Annotated in this window: 11 protein-coding genes; 2 read left to right on the top strand and 9 right to left on the bottom strand. The window is 64.3% G+C overall.

All coding sequences use genetic code 11. The annotated features are described in order from the left end of the window. Positions 1-202: 202 nt before the first annotated feature. Both VMR03_RS17270 and VMR03_RS17265 read right to left on the bottom strand, forming a co-directional pair. Positions 203-1207: an amidohydrolase family protein gene (locus VMR03_RS17270; RefSeq protein ID WP_325407418.1), complete on the bottom strand. Its 1005-nt coding sequence runs from the start codon at positions 1205-1207 to the stop codon at positions 203-205. 101 nt (positions 1208-1308) lie between these two features. Then, positions 1309-2457, bottom strand: coding sequence for a helix-turn-helix transcriptional regulator (locus VMR03_RS17265; protein ID WP_325407416.1), 1149 nt, complete (start codon positions 2455-2457; stop codon positions 1309-1311). Between the two features lie 120 nt (positions 2458-2577). Here VMR03_RS17265 and VMR03_RS17260 point away from each other — a divergent pair, with 120 nt between their 5' ends. Both VMR03_RS17260 and VMR03_RS17255 read left to right on the top strand, forming a co-directional pair. After that, entirely contained in the window at positions 2578-3537 is a 960-nt protein-coding gene (locus VMR03_RS17260) for an AraC family transcriptional regulator (protein WP_325407414.1), read from the top strand. Between the two features lie 209 nt (positions 3538-3746). After that, a complete protein-coding gene (locus VMR03_RS17255; protein WP_325407412.1) occupies positions 3747-5771 on the top strand; it encodes a hypothetical protein in 2025 nt (674 codons plus the stop codon). 163 nt (positions 5772-5934) lie between these two features. Here the strand turns inward: VMR03_RS17255 and typA are convergent, their stop codons facing one another. From typA to VMR03_RS17220, 7 genes are all read right to left on the bottom strand, one after another. Further along, positions 5935-7782, bottom strand: coding sequence for a translational GTPase TypA (typA, locus tag VMR03_RS17250; protein ID WP_325407410.1), 1848 nt, complete (start codon positions 7780-7782; stop codon positions 5935-5937). A gap of 167 nt (positions 7783-7949) precedes the next feature. Then, positions 7950-8357 carry an SRPBCC family protein gene (locus VMR03_RS17245; RefSeq protein ID WP_325407408.1) on the bottom strand — a complete coding sequence of 136 codons (408 nt, stop codon included), beginning with the start codon at positions 8355-8357 and terminating at the stop codon, positions 7950-7952. A gap of 9 nt (positions 8358-8366) precedes the next feature. Then, positions 8367-8720, bottom strand: coding sequence for a VOC family protein (locus VMR03_RS17240; RefSeq protein WP_325407406.1), 354 nt, complete (start codon positions 8718-8720; stop codon positions 8367-8369). Between the two features lie 39 nt (positions 8721-8759). After that, positions 8760-9623: a helix-turn-helix transcriptional regulator gene (locus VMR03_RS17235; protein ID WP_325407404.1), complete on the bottom strand. Its 864-nt coding sequence runs from the start codon at positions 9621-9623 to the stop codon at positions 8760-8762. Between the two features lie 96 nt (positions 9624-9719). Continuing rightward, entirely contained in the window at positions 9720-10307 is a 588-nt protein-coding gene (locus VMR03_RS17230; protein ID WP_325407402.1) for a YceI family protein, read from the bottom strand. Between the two features lie 51 nt (positions 10308-10358). Next, the gene (locus VMR03_RS17225; protein ID WP_325407400.1) at positions 10359-11528 is read right to left on the bottom strand and encodes a glycosyltransferase family 1 protein; all 1170 of its coding nucleotides are present in this window, start codon (positions 11526-11528) and stop codon (positions 10359-10361) included. Next, positions 11528-11984, bottom strand: a 457-nt coding sequence (locus VMR03_RS17220; RefSeq protein ID WP_414693199.1) for a UDP-2,3-diacylglucosamine diphosphatase, incomplete at its 5' end; no start/stop codon positions are given. The genes VMR03_RS17225 and VMR03_RS17220, both read right to left, overlap by 1 nt.

Here is an 11984-nt window from a genome sequence, read left to right as displayed (position 1 = left end):
TCGGAAGACAGCATGGCGGGGCTCTTGGCTAAGGGGCAGGGGCTTATAACGCCTTTTGGGTCCAGTCAGAAGAACAGAACTCATCCACGCTCTTCACCGTCATGCCGGGCTCGACCCGGCATCCATCTTTCTTGGTGCCGTGATGCAAAGATGGACCCCGGACCAGGTCCGGGGTGACGACGTTTTTCGGGGAAGGCGAAGGTCAATCCAGCCGATAGACCCGCTTCGCCGTATCGTGGAAAAGCGCGCGCTTCTCGTCCGCATCGAAGCCCTTCGCGATCTTCTTGAAGGCGTTCCAGAGCACCGGATAGGACACCGAGAGCTTGTCGACCGGGAAGTTGCTCTCGAACATGCAGCGCTCCGGGCCGAAGGCGTCGATCGTGTGGAGATAGTAATCTCCGGTCGCGGCCACGAGTTCGTCAGACGTCGGCGGCGTCGCGCGCTTGTGCCATTCGAAGCCGTTCACCGCCATGTTGATGCCGCCGATCTTGGCGACGACGTTCGGGCATTCGGAGAGGTCGACGATATCCTTCATCCATTGCGCGAAAATTTCGGAGCGCCTTCCCGCATAGCCGCCGATGCCGAGCGGCCCGCCGAAATGATCGAGGACGATCGTCGTCTCGGGAAAATCCCGCGCCAGCGCCGTCACTTCCGGGATCTGGTGGTGATAGATCCAGGCATCGAAACTGAGATTGTGTCTGGCAAGCTGCGCGAAGCCCTCGCGGAATTTCGCGGAACCCATAAGACCCTTCGCAGGGTGCGTATGCGACGGCCGCACCTCCGGGCTGTCGTCGAGCGCCGTCGCATGGCGAATGCCGCGAAAGCGCGCCGGCGCGGCGGCGACATGGGCGGCCAGCACCTCGTCGACGGAGCCGCCCATTCCGAGATCGGCACGGCCGACGATCCCCTTGCAGGCGCGCATCTCGCCATAGAGCCCGCTCGCCGATTGCGCCGCGATGCCGTTGACGAATTCCGTCTCGCCGACGAATTTCAGATGCTCCGCGCCGTCCGCGCGATACATCGCCGTGCATTCGACGAAAACGGTCGCGCGGATGTTATGGCCGGAGCCCGTGTCCGCGTTGAGCTCGTCCAGCATGTAGCGCGAGCCGGGAAAGTCCCACAGGTGGTGATGCGGATCGATGATCGGCAGATCGGGCTCAATGATCTCTTCCCGCACCAGTCCAAGCCATTCGTCGTTCGTCGCCATGAAAGCCTCCCTTGCAATGCCTCCTCTGCGCAAGGGAGGTTCGCCGTGACAACAGTCTTAACATCGGGGGCGGGCCCGCGCCAAACCCGGTTCCGGGCCGATCAGTCGGGCCTCGCCGTGATCGACAGCGCCGCGACGATCTGGGCGAGCTGGCTCTGGCGCGTGATGTCGAGCTTGAAGTAGATGCGCTTGAGGTGAAGCCTCGCCGTCCCGACCGAGATGTTGCGCCGGGCGGCGACATCCTCCGGCGATCGGCCGGAGCCTACCAGCGCGGCGATCGCGGCCTCCGTCTCCGTAAGGCCAAGAAGCCGCAGCGCGTCCATCGGCTGCGCCTGTATCTCCTGCGCGGGATCGATGAGGAGAACGAGCGCGCCCTGAACCACATCCGAAAAGATACGGAGATAAGGGTTATCCGGCGCACGCACCGGCACGACCTGAACGAGGAGTGGAGCATTCGCGTCTTCGCGGCGCAAGGTCGCCAGCTTCAAGCCGTCGTCCGCCGACGCCGGCGCGAGGGCTTCCCGGATCAGCCGATCGAGCTTCGTCTGGTCTGCCGGCGTCGAGGCGGCGAGACCCTTGCGTCCGAGGAGGATGCCGTTTCCGTCGATCCGCCGCGCGACGGCATTCGCATGGAGGATGTTCCCGTCGGCGCCGACGAGAACGACGCCGCAATCCAGCCGCTCGAAGAGATCGGCCGCCCCCGTCCCGGCGATCTGCCGGGTCGCAAGTCGGCGAAACACCTGCAATGCGCGATGGGCATGGGACGACAGGACCGCGAATATCTTCATCTCGAGGTCCGAAGGAAAGCCGGCAAGCAACGATCGTTGAACGCAGATGACGGTCTTGCTCGTCCCCCGCTCGCTGTTCGTCATCCGCGCCATCATCTCGCCCAGTTGCCCCGGCCACAGAAGTTCGTTGAAGAAGGCGCTGCGCTTCATCCCTTCCACGCCAATCATGTGTGCATCGGTGACGATCGCATCCGTCGTCGCGATCTTCCGCGCGTAATGGAGTCGCGGGCTGCAATCCATGAGTTCGGGCGCACAGCCTTCGACGAAGGAGTCGATGTTCGGCGAACGATAGGCGTGGCTGGAATGGTTCCTGCTGTCGGCGAGCACGATGGTGCCGGCGCCGCCCGTGAGCGACGCCATGCCGTCGAAGACAGCCGGCCACAGGGAAGGCTCGAGCGCGGCCGCATAAAGATCGTCGATGAGGCCGAAGACGCGGTCTTCGGTGCTGGATCGATGGTTCATCGCAGGTCGGTTCCTTGCCTTTGAGGCCAGCATATCCAATTTGGGATACGCGTGAAATTTCGATTTTGCAGACAATCCCGGTACTGCGCTTCGGCGCCTGTTCGGGAGACATGTTCGGTAATGAGTTCCGGTAAGTTGAAGGTGACGGCGTTGCGCTTCGACAGCCGGTCCGGCAAGACGCAGCTTGAGGAAGCTCGGGCGGCGTTCGGCGGATTGCTGATCGAGGCCCATTCCAATGGAGAGTTCAGCCTCGATATGAAGGTCCGTGTTCTGCCGGGCCTCAGCTTCATGACGGGCGGCATGTCGGGCGTGACGCTGCGGCGTGCCCGCGGCAACACGGATGACGGCGATGGCTTTACGCTCTGGGTCGTGCGGCACGGCGTGGCCTTCGGCGAATCCCGGGACCGGGACGTGACCATCGGCGCCGGCGAGGCCGTGATGGCCCGTCAGGACGAGGACGGTTACTGCGCCCCGGTGAGACCGATGCTCGGCACGTCGATCCGTTTGTCGGAAAGCCTGCTCGCGCCCCGTCTGCGCGATGTCGATGCGGCGGTCCTTCGCCGCATCCCGGCCGACAGCGAGGCTTTGCGGCATCTTCTTGGCTATCTCGATTTTGCATTGGGCAGCGGGCCGGCAAGCGCCGAGTTGCAGGCGCTGACGGCCTCCCACATCTATGATCTCGCGGCGCTCGCGCTTGGCTCGACGGCCGACGCGGCGGAACAGGCAAGGCAGGGCGGCCTGCGGGTGGCGCGGATCGAGGCCATCAAGCGGGACATAGAAGAGCATCTCGGAGAAGGCGGTCTTCGCCTTGCGGCGGTTGCCGCCCGGCAGGGCATTTCGCCCGTCTATGTCCGGAAGCTCTTCGAAAGCGAGGGGACGAGCTTTACGTCTTTCGTTCTCGAACGCCGTCTGTTGCGCGCCTTCGACATGCTTGCCTCCCCGGGCGCCTCCCGGATACCGATCAGCACCATCGCCTACGATGTGGGTTTCGGAGACCTGTCCTATTTCAACAGGGCTTTCCGCAAGCGTTTCGGCGCCACCCCCTCGGACATACGCCACATAAGTTCCCGAGACGGATGATCCGGCAGGGGTCCGGAATTATCGCTCAGTCCATGCCGGCGTATCTCGCCGTCCAAGCCGCCGCGGACCGCCGCCGCTACCCTCGAAAATCAAGGGGCTCTCCGGATGAGACGGACCGCGAAGGAAGGCGACGCGCTTTCGGGGGCGGACCGCGTCCGGACAGACGTTCATGCGCGCCCCTCCGGTCAACGCTTTGGAAGTTCAGATCAATGCGAAATTTTTCATCTCCCGGATTGCCGGCACGTTCGGCGCTCGGTCTTCTTTCCTCCGTGTCTCTTCTCGTGCTCTCGAATGCCGCGCTTGCCGAACCGGCGCCGCTGACCCCGCTCGACTGGCTGCCTTCGGGGCAGACGCAGGAGAGCATTACGGGCATTAGCGGGGATGGTTCGATTGCGGTGGGCTATGCGCGGACATCCACCAACCAGATTCATTCGGTCTCGTGGAACAGTGCGACGGGCGCGGTGACCGATCTCGGGCTGAACGGCGACTCCTTTGCCTTTGCCGTCAGTTCGGACGGCAGCACCATTATCGGCTATCAGGGCGCGAACCCCGCCAATCTCGCCTTCGCCGTGAGGAACGGCGTCGTGACCATCCTGCCGACGGCGACCGTCAACCAGAATGTCGGCGCCTATGGAACCAATGCCGACGGCAGCGTGATCGTCGGCGAAGGGAACTTCGGCGGCGAATATCACGCGATGAGCTGGAGCGGCCCGAACTGGTCGACCGTGACTGATCTCGGCGTGCTGGCGGGCGGGGGTTCGGCATCCGCCTATGGTGTCAGCGGAGACGGCTCGGTCATCGTCGGCTCGTCCCAGATCGCCGGAGGTACGGGGTCCTACCTGACGGCCTTTTACTGGCAGGGTGGGACCATGCATCAGCTGACGCCGATGAACGATCCGGGATACTCGTCAGCCGCCTACAAGATCAGCGGCGATGGATCGACGATCGTCGGCTTCAGCGACGGACCGGGAAGCGAGAGCGCGGTCAAATGGACGGGAGCGGGCTATACGACGGTCACCGACCTCGGGAAGCTTGGTGGCACCAACGCGCAGGCCAAAGGCGTCAGCAGCGACGGTTCGGTGATCGTCGGCCAGGCGACACTGACTGGCAATTCAACCTGGCATGCCTTCCGCTACATGGAAGACGGCGGTATGCGCGACCTCAACACGTTGCTGACCGATCTCGGCGTCGATCTGACCGGGATCGAACTCTACGACGCCTCGGCCGTCTCGGCCTCGGGCGAATATATCGGCGTCAACGACATCAACGGCGGAAAGGCCTATGTCGTCTATCTCGCCCTTGGTTCGGATCCGACGCCGCCCGTCGGTGGCCTGACCACTAAGGAAGACCAGCAATCGGCCGCCGACGGACTCGCCGGCGCGCGTGAGGGGGCAGCCGTACAGATGCAGGGATTCGGAGGAATGCTGCTCGGTGCCGACGATCCGCTGGGAAGCCCGGACGGCGTGACCGCCTACGGAGCGGTCGGCTCGGTCTCTGCCGGCGTGACCGGAAAGATCGGCCTCGGCAACGGGTTCTCGCTGCTCGGCGGCTTGTCTTACGTCCGGGAGAACTTCCGGCATGTCGACATGGAACACGGCCTTATGGCGGCGCTCGCCCTGCGTTATGTCGCGGACGAAACGGGCCCGGCTCATCCTTTCGTCGAGGGTGGCGGCTGGATTGCGCCCGATGCGTCCTTCACCTTCACCCGACCCTATGCCAATGGCGCGGGCACGGCGACCGGCGCAGGCTCCGCCGACGGCACGCTCGGCTACCTCTATGCGAAGGCCGGTCTCGGCTACGACGTGACGCCGGCGGACGAGGCGGTCGCCGCCCTCGAACTCGGCTATTCGCGTTTCTGCACGGATGCCTATGACGAGACGCTGTCGGCGGAAAATCCCTTCCCGGCGCGCGTGTCGTCCGGCACCAACACGCTCGGCATCGCAAAGGTCGAAGGAAAGTGGACGCATGCCTTTTCGCCGGACGTCGACGCGACCCTCCGCCTCGCGGGCGCGCAGGGTTTTGCCGCCGCGAGCGACGTACGCACGACCGTGGCAGGCGTCGGCACGCTGGGGGCGCACGATCCGGAGAATGTCAACTGGATCGAGTATGGCGCGCGTGCCGGCTACAGGATTTCCGACGGCGTGAAGATCGACCTCTTCGCCAACGGCATTTCGGGCCGCAGATCCGTCCACACCGAGACGCATGTCGGCCTCGATCTGAAGCTTGCTCTCTAGGTTCCATGACCCCGCGAGACGTCAGGGGCCCGTCCCGTCAGCCAAGTCGCGTTGTCGGCGAGGCTGGAGGCCCCTGACGGACTCGGGTGGAGCGGACGGGCATAAAACGAAAACACCGCCCCGATCGTCTCGGGGCGGTGTCTTCATGGTCGGCGCGAAAGCCTCAGGCGACCGAGCGCGCGTATTTCTTGCGGTCGTTCGGGTCGAGCCAGCGCTTGCGCAGGCGGATCGATTTTGGCGTCACCTCGACGAGTTCGTCGGCCTCGATATAGGCGATCGCCTGTTCGAGCGTCAGCGGCCGCGGCGGCGTGAGGCGCACCGCTTCGTCCTTCGACGTCGTGCGGATGTTGGTGAGCTGCTTGGCTTTCAGCGGATTGACTTCGAGATCGTCGGGGCGCGCATTCTCGCCGATGATCATGCCGCGATAGACCTTCTCGCCGGGTGAGATGAACAGCGTGCCGCGCTCTTCGATGTACCAGAGGCCGTAGGGCACCGCCTCGCCGTCGCCGGTCGAGATCAGCACGCCGTTGCGGCGGCCCTCGATTTCGCCGCGATAGGGCTCATAGGCCTTGAACAGGCGGTTCATGACGCCCGTGCCGCGCGTGTCGGTCAGGAACTCGCCGTGATAGCCGATCAGGCCGCGCGACGGGCAATGGAAGATGATGCGCGTCTTGCCGGCGCCGGTCGGGCGCATGTCGACGAGTTCGCCCTTGCGGCTCGACATCTTCTCAATGACTACACCGGTGAATTCGTCGTCGACGTCGATGGTCGCTTCCTCGATCGGTTCGAGGCGCTTGCCGTTTTCCTCGCGGTAGAGCACGCGGGGACGCGAGATGCCGAGTTCGAAGCCGTCGCGACGCATCGTCTCGATCAGCACGCCGAGCTGCAGTTCGCCGCGGCCCGCCACGTCGAAGGCGTCGCCGCCTTCCGAGTCGCTGACGCGGATCGCGACGTTCGATTCCGCCTCGCGCATCAGGCGGTCGCGGATGACGCGCGACTGAACCTTGGTGCCTTCGCGGCCGGCAAGCGGGCTGTCGTTGATCGCGACCGTGATCGAGAGCGTCGGCGGGTCGATCGGCAGCGCCTTCAGGGGCTCCGTCACGGCGGCGTCGCAGATCGTGTCGGCGACGGTGCCCTGCACGAGGCCGGCAATGGCAATGATGTCGCCGGCAGTCGCTTCTTCCACCGGAATGCGCTGGATGCCGCGGAAGGCGAGAACTTTGCTGATGCGGCCTTTTTCAATCGTGCCTTCGTCCTTGCGCAGGACCTGCACGGCCTGGTTGGTCTTGACCACGCCCTTTTCGATCTTGCCGGTCAGGATGCGTCCGAGATAGGGGTCGCTTTCGATGGTCGTGACGAGCATTGCGAAGGGCTCGTTCGCCGAACCGTCATGCAGCGCCGTCGGCTCCGGAAAGTGCGAGATGATCTTCGAGAAGAGCGGCTTGAGGCCATGCTCTTTTGCATCCGGCGCGGAGAGATCCTCGCAAGCCCAGCCCTGGCGGGCCGAGGCGAAGATGCAAGGGAAGTCGAGCTGCTCGTCGGTGGCGCCGAGCGCCGCGAAGAGATCGAAGGCCTCGATGTGGACTTCGTCGGGGCGGCCGTCCGGACGGTCGACCTTGTTGATGAGGACGATGGGCTTGAGACCCAGCGCCAGAGCCTTCGAGGTCACGAACTTGGTCTGGGGCAGCGGGCCTTCCGCGGCGTCGACCAGCAGCACCACGCCGTCGACCATCGACAGGATGCGCTCCACCTCGCCGCCGAAGTCGGCGTGGCCGGGTGTATCGATGATGTTGATGCGCGTATGGACGCCGGCCTCGTCGACCCAGTCGACGCTGGTCGGCTTCGCTAGGATGGTGATGCCGCGCTCACGCTCGAGATCGTTCGAGTCCATGACGCGTTCCATGACCTGCTGGTTGTCGCGGAACGTGCCGGACTGGCGCAGGAGCTGGTCAACCAGTGTCGTTTTCCCATGGTCGACATGGGCGATGATCGCAATATTACGAAGAGCCATAAGTACCGCCGGGGTTTTCGGGGCCCGGCCGTGCGGATGATCGCGCGCGGGGGCAGCCAAATCTGGCCGCCTTATAGCGCGGCGAGGGGGTTTTCCACAAGGCTTCCTTCGCAGGCGCGGAAAGGCCGGATTCGGAAGGGTTAACCCCGGCCTGACCGCTTTCTCGTTCAACCGGCCATGCGCGGGCGGTCGAGTGTCGTTTTCATGATGGCTGACCCCCGGTCGACCATCGCCGAGATTGAGATTGCCGCTTCATTGGGCAACAGATCGGTGATCCAGACCAGGCGGCAGCGATCTTCGGCCTCGGGAAAGACCTGCATCGACGCATTGTGATGGCTCATGCCGCCGCCGACCACCGCATAGGCGAAACGCCGCGCCTTGTCGTCGAGATCGACGAAGAGTTCGCGGACCACGAGGCCCGTCTCGAAGGTCACGATTCGGGCTTCTTCCTCCAGCATCGTGTCGGTGACGAAACCCGGCACGAAGCGCGTGTGGATCGCCCCGAGATCGCGCACGACGTCCCAGACCTCGGCGGCCGAGGCGTTTATTTCTATTTCCTTGCGGATCGTCGCCATCTCGCCCTCCTATTTCACGCAAACCGCTTCGACATTGTTGCCGTCGGGATCGATGAGGAAGGCGGCGTAATAGGTCGGGCCGTAATCGGGCCGGGGGCCGGGCTTGCCATTGTCGTGCCCGCCGGCGTCGAGACCGGCCTGATGGAACCGGTCGACCGCCGCGCGGCTCGATGCCGTGAAGGCGACATGGACGCCTTGCGCCGCCGGACCTTGCGAGAGGAAGAGGCCCGGCTGCTTCACACCGAAGCCCCGCCAGGTTTCGTCCTTGTAGCAAAGCCCGAGCCCGAGCGGCGCCAGCGCGGCCTCGTAGAAGCTTGCGCTTCGGTCGAGGTCTTTCACTTTCAATCCGATGTGGTCGTACATGATGTCCTCCGATGTCGCGCATGAAGCGCGGGTTCGAGGTCACCTTGCGACGGTGGACGCCATCCGATCTTGGAGGATATTGCGCTCGCCCTTTGCCGTCTGGCGGAAGCGACGCGGCGACATGCCGGCGGCGCGATGGAAGGTCCGCACGAAATTCGACAGGTCGCCGAAACCGACATCATAGGCGATGTCGGTGATGGAGCGGTCCTGGTCGGCGAGAAGCCGCGCCGCGTGACGCAGCCGCGAGCGCACGAGATATTGATGCGGCGTCACGCCGAGTACTTTCGTGAAGAGCCTGAGGAAATGAAAGAGGCTGAGATCCGCCTCGCGGGCCGTGCTTTCGAGGTCGATGGGGCGGTGCGAATATTCGTCCATCCACATCGCGGCGCGGACGGCGCGCGCCCGGTCACGGGCGCTCGCGGCGACGGTCGTCTGCGGACGTCCCGAGGCGATCTCGGCAAAACGCGCCGCGAACATCAGTCCCGCCTCGTCGAGCCCTATGTCGTTCGCACCCTCCGCGGCGCCTTGGGCGAGTTCGCCGAGCACCATCATCTCCGGCAGCGGCGGCAGGCTCGAAATCCGGCGCAGCTCGGGCTTGCCGCTGATCGCCTCCGCCAGTTCCGGCGCCAGTTCCGGCGAAAGACGGAACGAAAGACATTCGTCGCCGCAGACATGGTGGTCGTGGGTGCAGACATATTCGTCGCCCGCATGGCCGACGAGCACGGAGCCCGCCACCATTTCGCGGAACCGGCCGCGCGTGTGATAACCGAAGCTTCCCTTGCGCACATAGGAAACGGACAGAACCTCGTGGCACTCCGTGTAGGGCGCTTCCGCCGGACCGGAGCTGCACCGATAATCGACCGCCGAAACGGCGCCGCTGGAAAGGATAGTCGCTGTCACCATGATCGAAGTCTATGCCGATTGAGGGTGACCATCATCATGCCGTGGAAGGAAGGCGGGACTTGGAGAAACTTGCTCTCCGCCTCCCGCCTCCGGTTCCTATTTCCGCACGGCTTCGGTCGAAATGGCGATCGTCACCTCGTCCCCGATCATCGGCACATAGGTCTTGATGCCGAAATCGGAGCGCTTGAGCTTTCCGAGCGCCGAGAAGCCCGCGACGAAGGTGCCCTTGCGCATCGGGCTTTCTCCGGCCTTGTTGAGCTTGACGACGAGGCCGACAGGCTTCGTCACGCCGTGGAGCGTCAGATCGCCGGTGACGTTTGCCGTGTCCTTGCCGGTGACCTCCACCTTGGTGGATTTGAAACTCATGGTCGGATATTGCGCGACATCGAAGAAGTCCTTGCCCTTCAGATGTTCGTCGCGCTTTTCGTTCGCCGTATCGATGCTGGCGACGTCGATCGTCACGTCGATCTTGCTCGCTTCGGGCTTTGCCTCGTCGAGCGCCAGCGTGCCGGAGACGTTCTTGAAAACGCCATAGGTTTCCGAAAAACCCAAATGGCTGACCTGGAAGCCGACATGGGTGTGGGCGGTGTCGATTTCATAGGTGTCCGCGGCTCGGGCGACGGCGGGAAAACCCAGGGCGAGCGCGGCGGCAAGGGCCAGCGAGCGGGGGAAAAAGAGCTTCATGAAGGCCTCCTTCGTGGGGGAAAGGATCGGCCGGCAATTTGAGAGCAGTTCTCAGCCCAACTCAAGCGCGTTCGGCGCGGCCTGGGCCGCCGCCGCCGGCTCCGGCACTTCCTCGAGCGCCAGATTGGCGAGGAACTGCCGCGTGCAGGCTTCCCAGGAGAACCCGGTGGCGAAGGCCCGGCAGGCGTCCGGCGCGATGCCGAGCGCCTTGCGGCAGGCGACGCCGAGATCATTGTCGAGCACGCCGACCGGCGCATCGCCGATGACATCGAGCGGGCCCTGCACCGGATAGGCGGCAACCGGCGTTCCGGCGGCCAGCGCCTCAATCAGCACGAGGCCGAACGTATCGGTCTTGCTCGGGAAGACGAAGCAATCCGCCGCCGCATAGGCCTTGGCCAGCTCCTCGCCGAAGAGCGGCCCGGCGAAATGAGCCTCGGGATGGCGCTTGCGCAGATGTTCGAGGCGCGGCCCGTCGCCCACCACCATCTTCGAGCCGATCAGATCGAGATCGAGAAAGGCCTCGATATTCTTCTCGACGGCGACGCGGCCGACATAGAGATAAACGGGACGCGGCAGGTCGAGATAATGTTCGCCCGCGAGTTCGGGGCGCGGGCGGAAAAGCTCGGTATCGACGCCGCGCGACCAGATGAAGGGCTTGCCGAAACCGCGCCCCTCGAGTTCTGCCTGCAGCGACGGCGTCGCCACCATGATGCTGGTCGCCTTCGCGTGGAACCAGCGCAGGAACGCATAGCTCCAGTTCAGGGGAAAGCCGGTACGGGCGTAGAGATATTCGCCGAAGCGCGTATGGAATGACGTCGAGAAGGGCAGGTTGCGCCTGACGCAGTAATTGCGCGCGGCAAGGCCGAGCGGGCCCTCGGTGGCGATATGGATGGCGTTCGGGTTCACGGCCTCGATCATCCGCGCAAGCTTGCGCCCCGGAAAAAGCGCGAGCCGGATTTCCGGATAGCTCGGCATCGGGACTGTGTTGAAGAGCTCCGGCGTGATCGAAATGACCTCGTGCCCCATTGCGGTCAGATTGCGCTTGAGTTCGCCCAGCGTGCGCACGACGCCATTGACCTGCGGCGGCGCGGCGTCGGAGACGATGACGATCTTGAGCTTTTCCGCGTCGAGGCCGAGTGCGGGCTCGGGCACGCGGTAAGTCTTGCGTGTCCGCGTGCGGAGCGGCCGGCTCAATTCGGCGAGGGTGCTGTAAGGGCTCATCAGGCGGCGTTCAACACATGCGAGGCGTCGTCCTCGGCTTCCGTTTCGTGCGGTCCCTCGCCCGTCTCCCAGGAGAAGCGGTGCCATGTGACGATGCTGAGGACACCGTCCTGGTCTTCCGTCAGCGCCGTGCAGCTTTCGACCCAGTCGCCGTCATTGCAATAGAGGATGCCGTCCATCTCGCGGATTTCCGCGTGGTGGATATGGCCGCAGATGACGCCGTCGACGCCGCGCTCGCGGGCCGAGCGTGCGACTGCGACCTCGTAGCTCGAGATATATTCGACGGCGTTTTTGACCCGGTGCTTCAGATAGGACGAGAGCGACCAGTAGGAGAGGCCGAAGAAGCGCCGGATTTCGTGCAGCCAGTTGTTGAGCGCGAGGGCGACGCCATAGGCGCGGTCGCCGAGATGGGCGAGCCATTTCGCATATTTGACGACGCTGTCGAACTGGTCGCCG

The organism is Parvibaculum sp., from assembly GCF_035511255.1.
Classification (GTDB): Bacteria; Pseudomonadota; Alphaproteobacteria; order Parvibaculales; family Parvibaculaceae; genus Parvibaculum.
The sequence above is the reverse complement of the archived record's forward strand: the minus strand, read 5'-3'. Positions and strand labels throughout refer to the sequence as shown.

Bases quoted from the DNA above. Each gene is read 5' to 3' on its own strand.
- VMR03_RS17270 (WP_325407418.1), bottom strand. From the start codon at position 1,207: ATGGCGACGAACGACGAATGGCTTGGACTGGTGCGGGAAGAGATCATT.
- VMR03_RS17265 (WP_325407416.1), bottom strand. From the start codon at position 2,457: ATGAACCATCGATCCAGCACCGAAGACCGCGTCTTCGGCCTCATCGAC.
- VMR03_RS17245 (WP_325407408.1), bottom strand. From the start codon at position 8,357: ATGGCGACGATCCGCAAGGAAATAGAAATAAACGCCTCGGCCGCCGAG.
- VMR03_RS17235 (WP_325407404.1), bottom strand. From the start codon at position 9,623: ATGGTGACAGCGACTATCCTTTCCAGCGGCGCCGTTTCGGCGGTCGAT.
- VMR03_RS17230 (WP_325407402.1), bottom strand. From the start codon at position 10,307: ATGAAGCTCTTTTTCCCCCGCTCGCTGGCCCTTGCCGCCGCGCTCGCC.
- VMR03_RS17260 (WP_325407414.1), top strand. From the start codon at position 2,578: ATGAGTTCCGGTAAGTTGAAGGTGACGGCGTTGCGCTTCGACAGCCGG.
- VMR03_RS17255 (WP_325407412.1), top strand. From the start codon at position 3,747: ATGCGAAATTTTTCATCTCCCGGATTGCCGGCACGTTCGGCGCTCGGT.
- VMR03_RS17225 (WP_325407400.1), bottom strand. From the start codon at position 11,528: ATGAGCCCTTACAGCACCCTCGCCGAATTGAGCCGGCCGCTCCGCACG.
- VMR03_RS17240 (WP_325407406.1), bottom strand. From the start codon at position 8,720: ATGTACGACCACATCGGATTGAAAGTGAAAGACCTCGACCGAAGCGCA.
- typA (WP_325407410.1), bottom strand. From the start codon at position 7,782: ATGGCTCTTCGTAATATTGCGATCATCGCCCATGTCGACCATGGGAAA.